At 66.5% G+C, this 19,343-nt stretch carries 15 protein-coding genes; 5 read left to right on the top strand and 10 right to left on the bottom strand.

Annotated elements, in window-relative coordinates; translation table 11 throughout:
• Window positions 1-42 precede the first annotated feature (42 nt).
• On the bottom strand, window positions 43-3,618 hold the full coding sequence (gene dnaE / locus AC2VOG_RS14390) for a DNA polymerase III subunit alpha (RefSeq protein WP_486940564.1): 3,576 nt from the start codon (window positions 3,616-3,618) through the stop codon (window positions 43-45).
• A gap of 194 nt (window positions 3,619-3,812) precedes the next feature.
• Between dnaE and AC2VOG_RS14385 the strand changes: the two genes are divergently transcribed.
• Both AC2VOG_RS14385 and AC2VOG_RS14380 read left to right on the top strand, forming a co-directional pair.
• Window positions 3,813-4,184 (top strand): YidH family protein, encoded by a 372-nt coding sequence (locus AC2VOG_RS14385; protein WP_486940563.1) that lies wholly within the window; start codon window positions 3,813-3,815, stop codon window positions 4,182-4,184.
• Window positions 4,185-4,520, top strand: a complete 336-nt coding sequence (locus AC2VOG_RS14380; protein ID WP_486940562.1) for a DUF202 domain-containing protein — start codon at window positions 4,185-4,187, stop codon at window positions 4,518-4,520.
• A 51-nt stretch (window positions 4,521-4,571) separates the two neighbouring features.
• On the opposite strand, the gene AC2VOG_RS14375 is transcribed toward AC2VOG_RS14380, so the two are convergent.
• The 3 genes from AC2VOG_RS14375 to AC2VOG_RS14365 form a co-directional block, all read right to left on the bottom strand.
• Complete coding sequence (locus AC2VOG_RS14375; protein ID WP_486940565.1) at window positions 4,572-7,478, bottom strand: MMPL/RND family transporter; 2,907 nt, start codon at window positions 7,476-7,478, stop codon at window positions 4,572-4,574.
• Window positions 7,479-7,629: 151 nt separating this feature from the next.
• Window positions 7,630-8,433, bottom strand: a complete 804-nt coding sequence (locus AC2VOG_RS14370; protein ID WP_486940561.1) for an SDR family NAD(P)-dependent oxidoreductase — start codon at window positions 8,431-8,433, stop codon at window positions 7,630-7,632.
• A gap of 7 nt (window positions 8,434-8,440) precedes the next feature.
• On the bottom strand, window positions 8,441-9,460 hold the full coding sequence (locus tag AC2VOG_RS14365) for an SDR family NAD(P)-dependent oxidoreductase (protein WP_486940560.1): 1,020 nt from the start codon (window positions 9,458-9,460) through the stop codon (window positions 8,441-8,443).
• Between the two features lie 164 nt (window positions 9,461-9,624).
• Here AC2VOG_RS14365 and AC2VOG_RS14360 point away from each other — a divergent pair, with 164 nt between their 5' ends.
• Both AC2VOG_RS14360 and AC2VOG_RS14355 read left to right on the top strand, forming a co-directional pair.
• Window positions 9,625-10,032, top strand: coding sequence for a group I truncated hemoglobin (locus AC2VOG_RS14360; RefSeq protein ID WP_486940559.1), 408 nt, complete (start codon window positions 9,625-9,627; stop codon window positions 10,030-10,032).
• Between the two features lie 44 nt (window positions 10,033-10,076).
• Window positions 10,077-10,838: a class I SAM-dependent methyltransferase gene (locus AC2VOG_RS14355; RefSeq protein ID WP_486940558.1), complete on the top strand. Its 762-nt coding sequence runs from the start codon at window positions 10,077-10,079 to the stop codon at window positions 10,836-10,838.
• On the opposite strand, the gene AC2VOG_RS14350 is transcribed toward AC2VOG_RS14355, so the two are convergent.
• Both AC2VOG_RS14350 and lspA read right to left on the bottom strand, forming a co-directional pair.
• Window positions 10,832-11,758 (bottom strand): RluA family pseudouridine synthase, encoded by a 927-nt coding sequence (locus AC2VOG_RS14350; RefSeq protein WP_486940557.1) that lies wholly within the window; start codon window positions 11,756-11,758, stop codon window positions 10,832-10,834. The genes AC2VOG_RS14355 and AC2VOG_RS14350 overlap by 7 nt on opposite strands.
• Complete coding sequence (lspA, locus tag AC2VOG_RS14345) at window positions 11,755-12,447, bottom strand: signal peptidase II (RefSeq protein ID WP_486940556.1); 693 nt, start codon at window positions 12,445-12,447, stop codon at window positions 11,755-11,757. The genes AC2VOG_RS14350 and lspA overlap by 4 nt, the downstream gene beginning before the upstream one ends.
• A 66-nt stretch (window positions 12,448-12,513) precedes the next feature.
• Here lspA and AC2VOG_RS14340 point away from each other — a divergent pair, with 66 nt between their 5' ends.
• Window positions 12,514-13,434, top strand: a complete 921-nt coding sequence (locus tag AC2VOG_RS14340) for an asparaginase (RefSeq protein ID WP_486940555.1) — start codon at window positions 12,514-12,516, stop codon at window positions 13,432-13,434.
• Here the strand turns inward: AC2VOG_RS14340 and AC2VOG_RS14335 are convergent.
• The 4 genes from AC2VOG_RS14335 to ileS form a co-directional block, all read right to left on the bottom strand.
• The gene (locus tag AC2VOG_RS14335) at window positions 13,399-14,790 is read right to left on the bottom strand and encodes a DNA polymerase IV (protein ID WP_486940554.1); all 1,392 of its coding nucleotides are present in this window, start codon (window positions 14,788-14,790) and stop codon (window positions 13,399-13,401) included. The two genes, AC2VOG_RS14340 and AC2VOG_RS14335, sit on opposite strands and share 36 nt — an antisense overlap.
• A gap of 82 nt (window positions 14,791-14,872) precedes the next feature.
• On the bottom strand, window positions 14,873-15,121 hold the full coding sequence (locus AC2VOG_RS14330) for a hypothetical protein (RefSeq protein ID WP_486940553.1): 249 nt from the start codon (window positions 15,119-15,121) through the stop codon (window positions 14,873-14,875).
• Window positions 15,091-15,324, bottom strand: coding sequence for a hypothetical protein (locus tag AC2VOG_RS14325; protein WP_486940552.1), 234 nt, complete (start codon window positions 15,322-15,324; stop codon window positions 15,091-15,093). Before AC2VOG_RS14325 ends, AC2VOG_RS14330 begins: the two co-directional genes overlap by 31 nt.
• A 377-nt stretch (window positions 15,325-15,701) precedes the next feature.
• Window positions 15,702-18,818 carry an isoleucine--tRNA ligase gene (gene ileS, locus AC2VOG_RS14320; RefSeq protein WP_486940551.1) on the bottom strand — a complete coding sequence of 1,039 codons (3,117 nt, stop codon included), beginning with the start codon at window positions 18,816-18,818 and terminating at the stop codon, window positions 15,702-15,704.
• Window positions 18,819-19,343: the final 525 nt, after the last annotated feature.

The raw sequence follows: 19,343 nt of genomic DNA, 5'->3' as shown, positions 1-19,343 counted from the left end.
CTGTGCCCGGACCGGTTAGACCGCTGCTTTACCTCGACGAGACTAGCCGCCCAGACAGCCCGGACCGAGCAGCGCCTTGAGGTCGCCCATCAACGCCGGCGACATCGTCACGCGCAGCGACGGGTCCAATTCCAGGGTGGTGACCCGCTCACCGCTGAGCAGGCGCAGATGCACCTGCGACGTGCCGGGGTGTTGCGCCAGAACCTGTTTGAGGGCGCTGACTTTGTCGATGGTGCACTGACGGGTCGGCAGACTCACCGCAAGGGGGCGGTTCACTTGCGCATTGCTGAAATCGGGCACCACCAGATCGTTGGCGATCAGTGAAATCCGGTCGTCGCGGATCGCGACCTTGGCGGTCACGATGACCACGGTATCGTCGATGACGTCAGCGCCGAAAGCGGAGTACGTGTGCGGGAAGAACATCACCTCGATGCCGCCGGTGAGATCTTCCAGTTGCGCTGACGCCCAGGGCATTCCGTTCTTGTTCACCCGCCGGTTCACCGAGGCGAGGATGCCGCCGACCTTCACCATGGTGTCGTTGCCGACGTCGCCGTCGAGGATCGCCGGTATCGCGGTATCGACCTGGGTGGCCAGCAGGTGCGCGACCCCGTTGAGCGGATGCCCGGACACGTACAGACCCAGCATCTCGCGCTCGAGCGCCAGTTTGTGCTTGTCGTCCCATTCCTCGTCGGGAACCCGGATGGTGAACACCGCGTCAGCCCCCGCTCCCCCGTCGGTCGGGTCGCCGCCGAACAGGTCGAACTGCCCCATTGCCTCGGCCTTTTTGGTGCCGAGCACCGAGTCCACCGCGTCGGTGTGGATCAGAAACAGCCCCTTGCGCGGGTGCTTGAGCGAGTCGAAGGCGCCAGCTTTGATCAGCGACTCGGTGACTTTCTTGTTGCACGCCGCGATGTCGACTTTGTTGAGGTAGTCGGAGAAGTCGGTGTACTTGCCCTTCGTGGTGCGGGTATTGATCAGCGACGCAACGACATTGGCGCCGACGTTGCGCACCGCGCCCAGGCCATAGCGGATGTCGGTGCCCACCGAGGCGAAGTTCAGCCCGGACTCGTTGACGTCCGGAGGCAGCACCGTGATGCCGAGCTTGCGGCAGTCGGCCAAGTAGACCGCGGCCTTGTCTTTGTCGTCACCAACCGAGGTGAGCAGCCCGGCCATGTACTCGCCGGGATAGTTTGCCTTCAGATACGCCGTCCAGTAGGACACCAGGCCGTACCCGGCGGCGTGCGACTTGTTGAACGCGTAGTCGGCGAACGGCAGAATGGTGTCCCACAGCGCTTTGATCGCTTTAGCCGAGAACCCATTGGCCTGCATGCCTTCTGAGAAGCCTTCGAACTCCTTCTCCAGCACTTCGCGCTTCTTCTTGCCCATGGCCTTACGCAGAATGTCTGCTCGGGCGAGTGAGTAGCCGGCCACCTTCTGCGCGATGCGCATGATCTGCTCCTGATACACGATCAGGCCGTAGGTTTCGGCGAGGACCTCGCGCAGCGGCTCCTCGAGTTCGGGGTGAATCGGCTTGATCGCCTGCCGGTTGTTCTTGCGGTCGGCGTAGTCGTTGTGGGCGTTCATGCCCATCGGGCCCGGGCGGTACAACGCGAGTACCGCGACGATGTCCTCGAACCCGGTGGGCTGCATGCGGCGCAGCAGGTCGCGCATCGGGCCGCCGTCGAGCTGGAACACCCCCAGCGTCTCGCCGCGACCCAGCAATTCGAAGGTGGCCGGGTCGTCGAGCGCGAGCGACTCGAGGTCGAGATCGATCCCGCGGTTTTCTTTGATGTTGACCAGCGCGTCGCCGATGATGGTCAGGTTGCGCAGTCCGAGGAAGTCCATCTTCAGCAGGCCGATCGCCTCACACGACGGGTAGTCCCAGCCGGTGATGATCGCGCCGTCTTGCGCCCGCTTCCACAGCGGGATCACGTTGGTCAGCGGCTCGCTGCTCATGATCACAGCGCAGGCATGCACGCCGGAGTTCCGGATCAGACCTTCCAAGCCGCGGGCGGTCTGGTAGATGGTGCGCACATCGGGATCGGTGTCGATCAGACCGCGGATCTCGGCGGCCTCTTTGTAGCGCTCGTGGTTGGGGTCGGTGATGCCCGACAGCGGGATGTCTTTGGCCATGATCGCCGGCGGCAGCGCCTTGGTGATCCGGTCGGCGATCGCGAAGCCCGGCTGCCCGTAGTGAATTCGGGCGGAATCCTTCAGCGCCGCTTTGGTTTTGATGGTACCGAAAGTGATGACCTGCGCGACCCGGTCCGATCCCCACTTCTCGGCGGCATAGCGGACCATTTCGCCCCGGCGGCGGTCGTCGAAGTCGATGTCAATGTCGGGCATCGACGCGCGCTCGGGGTTGAGGAACCGCTCGAACAGCAACCCGTGCTCAATAGGGTCAATATCGGTGATGCCCAATGCGTAGGCGACCAGCGAGCCGGCCGCCGAGCCCCGGCCGGGGCCGACCCGAATGTCGACCGAGCGGGCATAGTTGATCAGGTCGGCGACGATGAGGAAGTAAGACGGAAAACCCTTGTCGCAGATGACTTCGATCTCGTAGGCGGCCCGTTCGACATAACCCTCGGGCGTCGCGTCGGGGAAACGGCGCCGCAGGCCGGCCTCGACTTCGTGGCGGAGCCAGGACGCCGGGTCGTGGCCCTCGGGCACCGGGAAGACCGGCATCCGGTCGCGGGGCGCCCACACGTCGGCATACGAGCTGACCCGCTCGGCGATCAGCAGGGTCGAGTCGCAGGCACCCGGGACCTCGCCGTCCCAGATCTCGCGCATCTCGGCGGCCGACTTGAGGTAGTAGCCGTCGCCGTCGAACTTGAACCGGGTGGGGTCGGTTAGCGTCTTGCCGGTTTGCACGCACAGCAGCGCCTCGTGGTTGTGCGCGGCGTCGCGGGTGACGTAGTGGCAGTCGTTGGTGGCCAGCGGCGGAATGTCCAGCGCGCGACCGATTTCCAGCAGCCCGTCGCGCACCCGGCGTTCGATGGACAGCCCGTGATCCATCAACTCCAGGAAGAAGTTCTCCGGCCCGAAGATCTCCCGCCACTTGGCCGCTGCCTCGAGCGCTTCGCGGTGATGACCAAGTCGCAGCCGGGTCTGCACCTCCCCGGAGGGGCAGCCGGTGGTGGCGATGATGCCGGTGGAGTTCTCGGCGATCAGTTCGGCGTCCATCCGCGGCCACTTGCCGAGCTGGCCCTCGAACGAGGCCAACGATGACAGTTTGAACAGGTTACGCAGCCCGGTGGCGTTCTCGGCCATCATCGTCATGTGTGTGTAGGCGCCGCTGCCGGAGACGTCGTCACTCTTCTGCCCCGGATCACCCCACAGGACGCGCTTGGTCTGGAAACGCGACGCCGGCGCGATATATGCCTCGATGCCGATGATCGGTTTGATGCCGGCCGCGGTGGCCCCGTTGTAGAACTCGCTGGCCCCGAACATGTTGCCGTGGTCGGTCATCCCGATTGCGGGCATCTGCAGGCGCTGGGCCTCGGCCAACATCGGCGAGACCTTCGCGGCACCGTCCAACATCGAGTATTCGGTGTGGTTGTGCAGATGCACGAACGACGCGCTGTGAGCGCTTGCGCGAAGAGCAGACGGATCGGCCATAGGGTCGCCAGTCTAGAACCGGACACCGACAGCCACCGGCATGTCGCGGAGTGTGTCTGGAAGTCCGGGCGCCTGGGAGTCTGGGAGTCTGGGAGTCTGGTGCCAACTTGCTGGACGTGGGCTCGCACGTCGCCGCCACACCGCCCCAATAGCTAGCGTAGCCAGTAACAGTCTTCGCAAACCGGGAAGGTGACATGCGCCAGCGGAAGCCACCCCTGCACTCACTCGGCACCGATCCTGACTATCGGTTCACACTGGCCAATGAGCGGACGTTGCTGGCCTGGATCCGCACCGGCCTGGCGTTACTCGCCGGTGCGATCGCGCTGGCCGGCCTCGTCCATGATTTCGGCCCCAAGTTCTTTCGGATCGGTATCAGCGTGATGCTGCTGAGTTTGTCGCTAATTGTGACGGCCGGCGCGTACCGGCGCTGGGAACGGGCCGAGCGGGCATTGCGAGAAAACCGTCCGCTGCCGATCGATCCCATGCCGCGCATCATCGTGTCGGGACTTGGAATCATCATCGCTGCGGCGGCCGCCCTCATCTGCCTCGCCGAGATCGGTCGTTAGGTGAACCGGGACAACCCACCCTTCGCGGGCCTGGCCGCCGAGCGCACGGCGCTGGCCTGGCAGCGCAGCAGCATGAGCATGGTCGCCATCGGTGCGCTGGTGGTGCGCTGGTCCATGGTCGAACACTTCCCAGTGTGGCCGGGGATCGTCCTGACCGCGGTGGTTGCCGCAGGCAGTTTCGTCGCGGTGCGGTCGCGCTACCGGCGGGTGCTCGACGCGGTGAGCGCCGGCCAGACGCCGCGCTCGCGCTACCTCGTTCCCCTGTCCGCAGGACTGACGGCCGTCGTCGTCATCTGCGTCGGCGTCGCCATGATCGTCGAATACTCCAAGCTCTGAACCACGGCACCGGGGCACGTCGCGACCTGCGACTCACCGCCCCGCGCGGGCTCACGGGTGAAGCGCCACCGTTCCCGAGCCTGTCGCGGCATGGCTGCCGCTCGGGCGTTGCTCGTCGACGATCGGCATCGCCGGCGGTTCCGACTCGGCCGAGCGTGCCCGACGCTGGCGCGGCGGGGGCGGCGGCGGTTTCGACGGCCACCAGTTCCAGTCGCCGACCAGTACGGCGATCGCGGGCACGGTGATGGTGCGCACCAGGAACGTGTCCAACAGCAGCCCGGTCCCGATGATGAAACCTGCTTGCACCAGGGTGCTGATGCTGGCGAACAGCATGCCGAACATCGAGGCGGCAAAGATGACCCCGGCCGCGGTGATCACACCACCGGTCGAGCTCACCGTGTGGATGACGCCGGAGCGGATGCCGTGCGGCGACTCCTCGCGCAGCCGCGAGATCAGCAGCAGGTTGTAGTCGGCGCCCATGGCGACCAGCACGATGAAGGTCAACCCGGGGATGCTCCACGTCAGCGGCTGTCCGAGCACGAACTGGAAGACGATCACGCCGACACCGAGCGCCGAGAGATACGAAATCACCACCGACGCAATCAAATACAGCGGCGCTACGACTGCGCGCAGTATCGCGACCAGGATTGCGAACACGATCAGGATGGTCATCACGACGATGAGGTCGATGTCTTGGCCGTAATAGGCGCGGGTGTCTCGCAGCATCGCGGTGACACCCGACGCCGAAATCGACGCGTCCTTCATCAGCCCGCGCGGATGCGGCCCGCGAGCGGCGTCGGTGATTTCGCGAATCTGGTTCATCGCGTCGGTGGCGAACGGGTTGAGGTTGGTCTGCACCAGATACCGGGCAGTGTGCCCGTCGGGTGAGATGAATGCCGTCAGCGCGCTGTTCAGGCCTCCCCCAGTGTGCGAGGTGTCCTTGATCAGCGCCTTGACCTCATCGATCATCTGCTGGACCGCGTCGGCGTAGGTGTGCGCTTCTTTCTGGGGTGGCGCGGCGCGGTCCTGCCCGAGCGGCGCGTCGCCGTTCAGTATTCGCAAGTCGTTTCGGGCCTTGTTCACGATCCGGCGCACATCCCGCGAGGCCGCCTCCATGGACGGTTCATCGGGGAACGACGACAACTGCTCGGCGAACTCCGACATCTTCTTCAGCGCTCCGCCGTCGCGGTCGGCGGTGGCGACCACGTCCAGCACCGTCACGGGTGCGGCGTTGACGGTGTTGGCGATCTCCGCGATGTCGACCGACATCGCAAAGCCGAGACCGCGCACGGTGCTGACGAACATGGCTGTGTCATCGACGGGTTTGGGCGCGGCCGGTCCGGCCGGAAGCGACACACCGGGCGGCAGGCCGAGACTTCCGAGGTCCGGGGTGAGGTCGACAGACTCGGTGCTGGACACCGAATACAACAGTGCTGCCACGTTGGGGAAGCCTTCGGCTTCCTCGAGATCCTTGTTGCCCGGCTTGTCAGCGGACTTACCGCCCTTGCCGATCTTGTCGGGCAGCGTGCCGTTCGCGGCGTGCTTGCTGTCGTTCGATTTTGCCGAGGGCACCGGCGCCTGCCGGATCGCCGCGATGTCGGGCAGTTGGCTGACCCGCTGCTCCATCTGCTTCAACTCGACGAGCGCGGCGGGCTTACGTAGGTCTGCCGTCGAATGCACGACGAGATACTCGGGGATGGTCGCGTTCAGCGGAAAGTGTTGGGCCAGCGTGGAATATCCAATAGCGCTCTCGACGGACTCTGGAAGTGTCTTGCTGTCGTCGTAGTTGAAATGGGCAAACATCGCGCAGCTAGCCAGGATGAGCAGCACGCTGAGGCTGCCCGCCAGATGGGCCACCGGCTTGCGCACGATACGTGTTCCGGACAGCCGCCAGAAGCGGCTGGTGAGTTCGCGTCGTGGCTTGAGCCAGCCGCGTCTGCCGGCCAGCACCATCAGGGCCGGCAAGAACGTCACCGCCGCACACAACGCCACCGCGATGGAGCAGGCCAGCGCCGGACCGACGTTTCTGAAAGCTCCCAAATGGGTGAAGACCATCCCGAGAAAGGTGACCGACACCGTGGCCGCCGACCCCGCGATGACCTTGCCGATCGACGTCAACGCCTTGGCGACCGCTTCATCCGAATCCATGCCCTGCCGCAGATAGTCGTGGTAACGACTGATCAGGAAAACCGCGTAGTCGATGCCGGCGCCGGCCATCATCGTCGTCATCAGCGTGATCGTCTGACTGGAGACTCCGAGACCAAGCTCGGCGATTCCCGCCACGACCGACTGCGCAACCCCTACCGAGACGCCGATGGTGATCAGCGGCAACATCATCGTGAGCGGATTCCGGTAAACGACGAACAAGATGATCAGGACCATCAGCGCGACCGCGGTCTCGATCACGTGCATGTCGCGGATACCGATGTACATCAGGTCATCGCCGGTCGCCGCGGGGCCGGTCAGGTGCGCTGTGAGCGTCGACCCGGCGACGGAGTCCTTGACGATCGTGGCGACCCGGCCGAACGCCTCGTGCAATTCGGGTGTGCCGACGCCGCCGGCGATCACCATCGGCAGGTACCAGGCTTTGTGATCTTTGCTGGTCATCGCGTCACGCAGGGCCGGCGTGTGGACGAAGTCCTGCAGCATGACGATGTCGCGGGTGTCCGGGCGCAAGTTATCGGCCAGCCGCCGGTAGGTGGAGAGATCGGCGGGGTTCAGTCCGTCGTCGTCGGTCAGGACGACCAGCAGGACGTTTTCGTTCTCGTCGCCGGACTGGTGATAGGCCTCGGAGATCTGTTTCGTCGTCTGTAGCACCGGGGCGTCGGCCGGCAGTATCGGGACCGGCCGCTTGCTGGCCATCACGGTCAGCGAGGGAATCGTCAACGACAGCACGACGGCAAGCGCCACCCAGCAGCCGATGACCGCCCACGGCCACCGCGATACGACAACGCCGATCCAGCCGAAGACACCCCTGCCGTCGGCCAAACTCGCTCTGCGAGCCCCCTCTAACACCGTGTCAGGCTACTCCGGTCGGCCGGCCCTGCAGGGTCTTCCGGTCAGGTGAGTCCGCGCCGGGATGAATATCCGTACAACTCGACTGCTGCCATCAGCGCCGTGGTCCCCCGCGGAAGCGGTTGCCGATGCGCAGGCCCGGCAGCAGTAGCGTGCGCGGCATGTACCGGCCGCCGAGGCTGACGGCCTTGGGCACGAGCCCAGGTACCACGCTGCGCTTGCCGTCGACCATTCCGGCGATGGCGGCTTCGGCGACGTCGTGCGGCGACACCTGCGCGATCGGGATGCTGAACCGCTCGGCGTTGGCGATTTCGCCCCATTCGGTCGGCACCGGACCCGGGCACAGCACCGTCACCGACACACCCGTTCCGCTCAGTTCCTCGTGGACGGCTTCGGAGAACGTCTGCACAAAGGCTTTGGTCGCCGAGTAGACGGCCATGTAGGGCATCGGCTGGAACCCGGCGATCGAGGCGATGTTGAGCACCGCCCCGGCACCGCGCTCGACCATGCCGGGCAGCGCGGCGTGAGTCAGCTCCATCAGCGTCAGCGAGTTGAGCACGACCTCTTCGCTTTCGCGCTCGATCGCCAATTCGTGAAAGACACCGCTGGTGCCGAAACCCGCGCTGTTGCACAGACCCGCGACGGCTTCGGTCCGCAGCCGGTTCGCCAGCTTCTCGCGTGATCCGGCGTCCGACAGATCCAGCGGCTGGACCTCGACATCGACCGAGTATTGCCCGCGCAGTTCGGCGGCCAGCTCGTCCATGCGCTCCTTGCGGCGCGCCACCAACAGCAGCGGATAGCCGCGCCGGGCCAGCCCGCGGGCCAGTTCGGTACCAATACCGGACGAGGCGCCGGTGATGACGACGGGGGCTTGGTTGGTCGGTTTCGGAAGACTCATGATCGCCTCACCAGTGAATTCCGCGGGTCGCCCGCACGAAGGTTTCGCTTCGGTCATCGAATTCTGTTGTTTCGCTGCTGGATTGGCCGCCCTTGGCGGCGGTCGAGTCGCCGAACATGCTGAAGGCGCGGTTGCGCACCCGGTCCATCACCGCCGGGTTGACCGCGTCGACGACGGCGGCGAACTGACCGAGCGGCGAGCTGGATCGCCGCGGCCGCTGCACGATCGCATCGGTGATCACGCCGGCGGCCTGCTCCGGTGTCAGCGCGGGGAACTTGTCGTACATCGTCGTGGGACTGATCATCGGCGTCCGAACCAACGCCATGTGCACGGTGGTGAACTTGATGTCGTCGCCGATCACCTCGGCCTGCAACGCGTCGCAGAGGCTGTCCAGCGCCGCTTTGCTGGCGATGTAGGCGCCGAACCGCGGCGCCCGGGTCTGCACGCCGACCGAGGACACGTTGATGATCTGCCCGAATCCGCGCTCCCGCATCCCCGGAATGAACTTGAGAATCAACTGCACCGCGCCCAGATAGTTCAGTTGCATGGTGCGCTGATAATCGTGGATCCGGTCGTAGGACAGCGCCAGCGAGCGCCGGATCGACCGTCCGGCGTTGTTGATCAGCATGTCGACACCGCCGAGATCGGCCAGTACCTGGTCGGCCATCGCGGCGATGGCGTCCATGTCGGCCAGGTCGCAGGGATAGACGTGTGCGGTACCGCCTCGGATGGCTCGAATTTCTTCGGCCACCTTGTCCAGGTTCGCCCGGGTGCGCGCGACGAGTACGACTTCGCCGCCGGCTTCGGCGATCTTCTTCGCTGCCGCTTCGCCGATGCCCGACGATCCGCCGGTGATCAAGGTGATCGTGCCCGCCACGGCGTCTTCGAGGGTGCGGCCCTGCACCGCGTCGAGCAGATTGCGCAGGTAGAACGGCCGGTATCGGCCGGCCGCGTTCGGGGTGTTGACGAGGTTGGACACAGCGGCCAGCGGCTTCTCGACGAGACCCGTCAGATCACCCAGATTCATAGCCTTCACGCTCCCGACAATGGCTGCGCTGAATTCCCCACCGAGTCTGCTACATCGCCGGCCAGTTCAGGTCATTCTCGCCGCAATCCGGTTGTTACGACCGGTAACCACCCGGTGATGGAGTCCTAACCGTCAGGCAACCGCCCGGTGGTCCGCTGTTGAACATGGGAATACTCGCCCGATTCCGCCGGCCGCGCGCGGTATCGCTGTATGCACAGATCGGCGGACACGACGCTCTCGACGTCGTTGTCGAGGACTTTTATTGCCGGGTACTCGACGACGATCGGCTGGCGGTTTTCTACGCCGGCGCCGACATGAGGTGCGTGAAAGCACGGCAGGTGGAATTCCTCAGCGCGATGCTCGGTGGGCCCGGCCCCTATACCGGCTCGTCGATGCGACATGTGCACGAGGGCCGCGGAATCACGCGGTATCACTTCGACTTGGTGGCAGCGCATTTCGGCGATTCGCTGGCTGCCGCCGGGTTGCACCCCGACACGATCACCGCCATCCTCGATGCGATCACGCCGCTGGCCGGCGAGATCACCGCGAAGGACATCAAAGCGGTGGTCTGACTGTCGCGCTGTCGCGCTGTGGCGGTGTCGGCGACAATGTGACCATGGGCCGCACGTTCGACGACTTGGTTTCCGAAGCCACCGCCGCTCCCGTCGACGGCTGGGAGTTCTCCTGGCTCGACGGCCGCGCCACCGAACAGCGGCCGTCGTGGGGGTATCAGCGGCTGATGAGCCAGCGACTGGCGACCGCGGCCGCGGCACTGGACATCGACACCGGCGGCGGCGAGGTGCTCTCCGGGGCCGAGACCTTTCCGCCGACGATGGCCGCCACCGAATCCTGGCCACCGAACGCGGCGCTGGCCACCCAACTGCTGCATCCACGCGGGGTCGTGGTGGTGGCCACGCACGACGAGGCGTCGTTGCCATTCGCCGATGCAGCGTTCGACCTGGTGACCAGTCGGCACGCGATCGTGGTGCGGTGGGCAGAGATTGCGCGCGTGTTGCGGCCCGGGGGCAGCTACTTCGCTCAGCAGATCGGGCCCGCGACGATGCGGGAACTGGTCGAATACTTTCTCGGTCCGCAACCCGCGAAATGGGCTGAGCTGCAACCAGATACCCAGACCGCACGGGCGCAGGCCGCCGGCCTGGAGGTCTTGCAGATGCGCCTGGAGCGCATGCGGGCCGAGTTCTTCGACATCGGCGCAGTGATCTATTTCCTGCGCAAGGTGGTCTGGACCGTGCCCGACTTCACCGTCGATCGCTATCGCGACCGACTGCGCGACATGCACGAGCAGATCGAGGCGAACGGACCTTTCGTCGCGCACTCCACGCGGATACTGGCCGAAGCCCGCAAGCCGGCTCAGTGATCAGCGCGCAGCACCGCCAACGCGTGCTGTAGATCCGCCGGGTAGGGGCTGACGAACTCGACCTGCCGACCATCGCCGGGGTGGATGAATGACAGCGATCGGGCGTGCAGCCACTGCCGTTGCAGCCCAAGCTTTTCCGCGAGTTTCGGGTTGGCGCCGTAGGTCAGGTCGCCGCAGCAGGGATGATGCAGTGCCGCGAAATGCACCCGGATCTGGTGAGTGCGGCCGGTTTCCAGGTGCACGTCGAGCAGACTGGCGGCGGCGAAGGCTTCGACCGTGTCGTAGTGGGTCAGGCTGTGCCTGCCGTCGGAGGTGACAGCGAATTTCCAGTCGTGACCGCGGTGACGGCCGATCGGTGCGTCGATGGTGCCGCTGGAGGGATCCGGATGTCCTTGCACCAGAGCGTGATACCGCTTGTCTACGGTGCGCTGTTTGAACGCGCGTTTGAGTAGCGTGTACGCGCGCTCGGAGATCGCGACGACCATCACCCCGGAGGTGCCGACGTCGAGGCGATGCACGATCCCCTGCCGCTCGTGCACTCCCGAGGTGGTGATCCGGTAGCCGGCCGCGGCCAGCCCGCCGAGTACGGTCGGCCCGGTCCAGCCGACCGACGCGTGGGCGGCGACTCCGGCCGGTTTGTCGATGACGACGATGTCGTCGTCGGAGTACAGGATGTCCATGCCCTCGATGTCGATGGGCGTGTTTTCCATGGGGGCCGGCGGCTGGGGCAGTCGCACCTGCAGCCATGCCCCGGCGGTCAGTCGGTCGGACTTGCCGGCCGCAGCCCCGTCGAGTTCGACGCCGCCCTCCTCGGCCATCGCCGCGGCAGCCGTGCGCGAAACGCCCAGTAATCGGGCGACCCCGGCATCGACACGCATGCCCGCGAGGCCCTCTGGCACGAGCATCGAGCGTTCGGTCATCGAGACCCGTCGGCGCCTTCGGCAGGCTGCTCCGCATCGTCGTCGGCGCCCACCCCACGGCGCCGCTCCTCCGCGTCGCCACGCTCCGCATCGTCGTCGGCGCCCACCCCACGGCGCCGCTCCTCCGCGTCGCCACGCTCCGCATCGTCGTCGGCGCGACGACCGACGGTGTCGAAATCGAAACCGAGCGCCGACAGCGTGACCAGCAGGATAGCCCCACCGACGACCGAGGGGTCGGCGACGTTGAACACCGGCCACCACCCGATCGACAAAAAGTCCACGACATGCCCGCGCAGCGGACCGGGTGCGCGGCAGAATCGATCGACGAGGTTGCCCGTGGCGCCGCCCAGGATCATCCCGAGACCAATGGCCCAGCCCGTCGACACCAGCCGTCGGCCCATCCAGATGATGCCGACCACCACCGCGCTGGCGATCAAGGTCAGCATCCAGGTGTAACCGGTCGCCATGGAGAACGCGGCCCCGGAGTTACGGACCAACGTCCAGGTCACGGTTTCGCCGATGAGCGGCACCGATTGGCCGGGGGTCAGCAGCTTGACCGCGAGCACCTTGGTCACGATGTCCAGCGCCAGAACGACTGCGGCGACCGACAGCAACAGCGGAAGGCGACGGCGCGGCCTGGCCTCGGCTTCTCCTGCCTTGTCCGCCGCGGTCACCGGTTGGTCCGTCACGCCTCCATCATCCACTAGTCCGCCGGCGCCGATCCGCAGCGCCCGCCGATGCGGGATGATTTCGCCATGAGCCGCGTGACCGTCATCGCCACCGGCGGGACCATCGCCAGCAGAGCAGCGCCCGACGGGGTGCAGCGTCCGGTGCACCGCGGCGCGGATCTCGCCGCCGGCCTCGACGTCGACGTGATCGATGTAATGGCCAAAGACAGCTCGCAGATGACCCCGGCCGACTGGGACGTGATCGGCGCGGCGGCCCGGTCCGCCGCCGATGGCGGTGCCCGCGGCGTGGTCGTGACGCACGGCACCGACACCCTCGAGGAGACGGCGCTGTGGCTGGACCTCACCTACGCCGGCGCCGCCCCGCTGGTGATCACCGGTGCGATGCGCGGTGCCGACGCCCCCGATGCGGACGGACCGGCCAATCTGCGCGACGCGGTGACGGTGGCCGCCGCCCCCGACGCGCGCGACATCGGCGTCCTGGTGTCCTTTGCGGGTCAGATTCTGCGACCGTCCGGCCTGCACAAGGTAGCCCGGGGCATCGGCTTTGCCGGCGAGCTTGTTGGCGTCGTCAACAGCGAAGTAACGCTGGCGCGCAAAAAGACTCGGCCTTACCTGGGCGAGCTGATCGCGGTCAGCGCCCCGCGCGTCGACATCGTCGCGGCCTATGCCGGCGGCGACGCGGTCGCGATCGACGCGTTCGTGGCCGCGGGGGCTCGCGGCATCGTGCTCGAGGCCCTGGGGTCGGGCAACGTCGCCGACGCCGTGACCGCCCGGGTGCAACAGCACTGTCGCGACGGTGTCACGGTCGCGGTGTCGACCCGGGTGGTCGGCGGCGGGGTCAGCCCGGGCTACGGCCCTGGCCGCGACCTGGTCGACGCCGGCGCTGTGATGGTGCCGGTGCTGCCGCCGAGCCAGGCCAGGGTGCTCACGATGGCGGCGCTGGCCGCGGGGCTATCCCTGGGCGACGTCGTCGAGCGGGTGCTCTGACGCCGCGTCCGCGAGGTAGTCCGCCCAGTCGAGGCTGTCGATCGGGTTCGCCGCAGCGATGTCGTCGGTGTCGGAGGCGAAGGTGCGCGCCGGGCCCGGGCCGCTGCCACGGGTTTCGAATCGGACGGTAACCACGCCGTGCCCGGCGCCCTGCACCCAGCCGTGCCCCAACTCGCGGTGCGTGACGTCATCGCCGATCCGCCAGCCCGTAGCGGCGGTAACGGGCGGGACGACGACGGCGTCCCGCTGCGGCGGCGTACCGTCCAGATCGGCGTCGGCCATGGTCAGCTCCAGGTCCGGAAACAACGAGTCCTGCCGCACGTCGGTCAAACCCGAAAAGCCCACGCCAAGAAGCCGAATCGGACCGACCTCGCGCGGGTCCAGAAGTAGCCGACGAGCCATGGCGGTCAGCGCGGCGGCCTCGGTGGTGGCGTAGGGCAGTGTCGCCGACCGGGTCAGCGTGCTCATGTCCGCCTTCTTCAACTTGACCGTGACGGTCCGCGCGCCGCGGCCGTCTCGGCACAGCCGTTGATGGGCGTGCTCGGCGATCGGGGCGATTGCCTCACGTAGGTCCGCGAGCGTGGTCAGGTCGGCTGCGAAGGTGGACTCGGCACTGATCTGCTTGGCTTCTGCGCGTTCGGCCACCGGGCGGTCGTCGATCCCGCGCGCGAGCCGGTGCAATGCGGGCCCGATCGTGGCACCCAGGATGCTGGCCACCTCGCCTTCGCTCAGCGCGGCCAACTCACCGATTGTCTCGATACCCAGTCGATGTAGCTTTTCGTCGGCGACCGGCCCGATGCCCCAGAGCTTGCGCACCGCGAGACCGTCGAGCAGCCGCTCCTCGTCGGCGCGCCGGATGACCGCGATGCCATCGGGTTTGGCCAAACCGGAGGCGATCTTGGCGATCTGCTTGCCCGATCCGGCGCCGACCGAAGCGATCAGCCCAGTCTCCTCGTGCACCCGTCGCCGCAATTGCGCGCAGAAGTCTTCCACTTCTGTCGCCGTTGCACCGGCCAATTCGGTTGGCTCGCCGAAGGCTTCGTCGAATGACAACTGCTCGACAATGGGAATCAGCCGGCGCACCACGTGGAACACCCTGCGGCTGGCCACGCTGTACACCGCTCCGCGCGGCGGCAGCACCACCGCCGTCACGCCGATCAACCGCCGCGCCTGATGCATCGGCATCGCCGAGCGCGCGCCGAACACCCGCGATTCGTAGCTGGCGCCGGCCACGACCCCGCGACCGCCCAGCCCGCCGACCAGCACCGGACGCCCCCGCAGCGTGGGCCGGGTGAGCTGCTCGACCGACGCAAAGAACGCGTCCATGTCGAGGTGCAGCACCCAGCGCGAATCCATCACCGTCGATGCTATTGCGCGGCGGACATGTGAACGCCACCGACGAGGGTGCAAGTACCGATCCGGCTACTCGCGGAACGCCTCACCCCATATCGATGCGGGCCAGTACCCGACCCCAATCGTCGAGCACCTCAATCTGTGTTTTCGGCCGTGGTAGACCCGCCGCGACCACCAGCAACCTGGTCCTGGACTCCTGCGGCCATTCGGCACCGGCGTCGACGAGCGGCAACATCCGACGCAACTGCCTGATACCTCGAGCACCGCGGTGATGGTCGGCCACCGCCGCTACATCGGCGGCCGTCACTCCGGTGGCCCGAGCCAAGGCGTCCACGCGGATGACGGCTTCTGCAGCCCGGGCCGCCGACCGAGGTCGAACGCGGTACGGGCAGGCGACGTCACCGGGATGGCGTTGACGGTCACCGTCTCACCGGTAAGCAGCGTCTCGTTGCGGGTGATGATCAGCGGCGGCGGACGTTTCCGGTCGCAGATCCGCTCGGCGGGAGCTCGCGCGTCGACCCACTTGGCGCCGAGCAAAGCAGCCGCGGAGTTGCCCGCTACGACGGCCTGTCGGCCCGACCAGAGCCATGCGGCGAGGGCCCCGGCTTTCCGCGCTGAGCTCGGGCCCGCGGCGCAGGTGTACGTTGCGGTAGACGCGCGTGCAGGACAGCCGAAGCTCGTGCTCGGACAGCGTTCCCGCACGCAATGCTTCAGTTCCCACGAACGGTGCTTCCAAGACTCGTCCTTGTCAACGACCCATCCTCAACGAGAGCGCATCCATCGACACCGTTACTCGAAAAGCAGCGCGGTAAAAGCACTTTCGGATTCACCGGATAGGCCCTTTCGCCCGTGCGCCGACTCCCCCATCCACAGCCACTGGGTCCGGGTTCAACGGCCGGGCTGTCCCGCCGATCTCAAGCCCGGACCAGCGACACCCGCACGCCGTCACCGATCTCCGCGGCGGCAGACCCTGGTTCACCGAATTCGAAGCTGGTGGCCAGGATTTCCCCGGCGATCAGGTCGCGGTGCGCCGCTGCCCACTCGACGCACTCGGCCGGCACCGACATCACCACGCTGATCCGGTCGGACACATCGAGGCCGGTCGACTTGCGCAGCTCCTGCAGTTCACGGATGCGGTCCTTGGCCCAGCCTTCGGCCTCGAGCTCGGGGGTCACGGTGGCATCCAGCACCACCAGTCCCGCTCCGCCGGGCAGCGGCGCGGTGTATTCGGGGTCGGCGGCCACCAGCCGCGAGCTGTACTCCTCGGGCTGCAGCACCGCTGGGCCGGCGGTCAGCGAGCCATCGGCGTTGACGACGCCCTCCCCCGCCTTGACCGCCTTGATCGCGGCCTGGACGTCCTTGCCCAGCCGCGGCCCGGCGACCTTGGCATTGACGGTCAGCTCGAAGCGGCCGTAGCCGGCGATGTCGTCGGTGAGCTCGACCGCCTTGACGTTGAGCTCGTCGGAGATCAGATCGGTGAACGGCGCGAGCCGCTCCGGATCCTCCACCGCGACAGTCAGTTTCGGCAGCGGTAGCCGCACCCGCAGCTTCTTTGCTTTACGCAGCGACGACGCCACCGAGCACACCTCGCGCACCTGGTCCATCGCGCTCACCAGCGCGGCGTCCGCCGGCAGTTGATCGGCCGCCGGCCAATCGGACAGGTGCACCGAACGCTCGCCGGTGATCCCGCGCCAAATAATCTCGGTCGTCATCGGCAAGAGCGGCGCCGCGAGCCGTGCCGTCACCTCCAGCACCGTGTGCAAGGTGTCGATTGCATCGGGGTCTTCCTCCCAGAACCGCGAACGCGACCGTCGCACATACCAGTTCGTCAACGCCTCGGTGAACTGACGCAACTGCTCGCAGGCCCCCGAGATGTCGCAGCAGTCCATCGAGGCGGTCAGGTCGTCGCGCAGTACCGCCAACTTGGCCAAGATGTAGCGATCCAGGACGTGGCGCGAATCCGTGCGCCAGGTACCTATTTTCGGGGCATAGAGCGCCAGGAAGCTGTAGGCGTTCCAGAACGGCAGCAGCACCTGGCGCACGCCGTCGCGGATGCCCTGCTCGGTGACGATCAGATTGCCGCCGCGCAGGATCGGTGAGGCCATCAGGAACCAGCGCATGGCATCGGAGCCGTCGCGGTCGAACACCTCGCTGACGTCGGGGTAGTTGCGCAGCGACTTGCTCATCTTCGCGCCGTCGCTGCCCAACACGATCCCGTGCGCGACACAGGTTTTGAATGCCGGCCGGTCGAACAACGCGGTGGCCAGCACGTGCAGGGTGTAAAACCAGCCGCGGGTCTGTCCGATGTACTCGACGATGAAGTCGCCCGGGTAGTGGCTGTCGAACCAGTCGCGATTCTCGAACGGGTAATGCACCTGCGCATACGGCATCGAACCGGAGTCGAACCACACGTCGAACACGTCCGGAATGCGCCGCATGGTCGACCGACCGGACGGGTCGTCGGGGTTGGGCCGGGTGAGCTCGTCGATGTAGGGCCGGTGCAGATTGTCGGGCCGGGTGCCGAAGTCGCGCTCCAACTCGTCGAGGCTGCCGTAGACGTCGATCCGCGGATAGGTCGGATCATCGGAAACCCACACCGGAATCGGGGTGCCCCAGTAGCGGTTCCGCGAGATCGACCAGTCGCGGGCCCCCTGCAGCCACTTACCGAACTGGCCGTCTTTGACGTGATCGGGATACCACGTGATCTGCTGGTTGAGTTCGACCATCCGGTCACGAAAGTCGGTGACCTGGATGAACCACGACGACACCGCCCGGTAGATCAGCGGATTGCGGCATCGCCAGCAGTGCGGGTACGGGTGGTCGTAGGTTTCCTGGCGGATCAGCACCGCACCGTTGGCGGCGGCCGGCCCGGTTCCGTTCTTGAGATCCCGGATGATGTGCGGGTTGGCATCGAAGACGTGCTGCCCCTGGTAATCCGGCACGGTGACGTCGAATCGGCCCTTGGCGTCGACCGGTGTCACCGGCACGATACCGACTTTGTCGGCGGTCGCCTTGTCGTCCTCGCCGTAGGCCGGGGCCAGATGGACGATCCCGGTGCCGTCCTCGGTCGTGACGAAGTCGGCCTCCAGCACCTGAAAAGCGTTGGGAGAGTCCATGAAATACGCAAACGGCGGGCGGTACCGCGTGCCGATCAACTCGCTGCCGCGGTAGGTGCCCAACACCTCTGGCTCTTCGCCGAATTCCCTGGCATAGGCGGCCAGTCGCGCTTCGGCGAGCACGACGCGGTGCTCGCCGGCCTGCACCTGCACGTAGCTGACGTCGGGGTTGACGGCGACCGCCTGGTTCGACGGCAGAGTCCACGGCGTCGTGGTCCACACCAGTAGGTAGGCGCCCGCGAGATCGCCTTCGGTGACGGCGAATCCGACCGTCAGGGCCGGGTCTTGCCGACTCTGGTAGACGTCGTCGTCCATCCGCAGCTCGTGGTTGGACAATGGGGTCTCGTCACGCCAGCAGTACGGCAGCACCCGGTAGCCCTCGTAGGCCAAGCCTTTGTCCCACAACTGTTTGAACGCCCAGATGACCGATTCCATGTAGGGCAGATCGAGTGTCTTGTAGTCGTGGTCGAAGTCGACCCAGCGGGCCTGGCGGGTGACGTAGGCACGCCATTCGTCGGTGTAGCGCAGCACCGAGTCGCGGCAGGCGTCGTTGAAGGCGGCGATGCCCATCGCGTCGATCTGGGATTTGTCGGTGATGCCCAGTTGCCGCTCGACTTCGAGTTCGGCGGGCAGGCCGTGGGTGTCCCAGCCGAAGCGGCGTTCGACCTTGTAGCCACGCATGGTGCGGTAGCGCGGGACGATGTCTTTGACGTAGCCGGTGAGCAGGTGCCCGTAGTGCGGGAGACCGTTGGCGAAGGGCGGCCCGTCGTAGAAGACGTACTCAGGGGCGTCCGCACGACGGTCGATGCTGGCTCGGAATGTGTCGTCGCTCGCCCAGTAGTCGAGTACCTCGAGTTCGAGTGCCGGCAAATCGGGAGCGCCGGCCGCCGGCTTCGGATAGGTGTTCTCGGTCACTGCGCGTCGTCTCCAAGTGCCGTCGTCTGGCACGGGGACGACGATGCGCTGATGCGCATGCGCCGCGGTACCACCCCGCTTGCCACACCGAGGCGTGGCCGCTCATCGCTGGGCTGTGACGGGCCTACCCGTTCGGCTCTACTGGGCCCGGCACTGCAGGTGCGGGCTGTTCTTCCGAAGGCTCCCCGGTGATGGCCGGATCGACGCCGCTGTCTTGATTCTACGGATCGGCGCAACCTGGCCGGACCCGGGATCTGACCGCAATCTCCGATGTCATGACGCTTCGCGGCCCCAACGCTGACGACGATCCACTGCCCGCACAGTAGCGGCGCCCCATCGAGCGCGCCCAGAAAAAGGTCGCCACCAACTCGATGCGGTTGTTCCTTCGGAAAATCTTTTGCTTGCGCAGATCAGTTCGACGAACTCACTCACCGGCCGACAACGCTAGGCCTTGAAATAGACGATCTGATAGGTCGTGGCCAAGAGCGATCCGTCCCGACCCCACAGTTGCGCGCTCTGGTCGAA

Source organism: Mycobacterium sp. TH-M11, assembly GCF_057473725.1.
The sequence above is the reverse complement of the archived record's forward strand: the minus strand, read 5'-3'. Positions and strand labels throughout refer to the sequence as shown.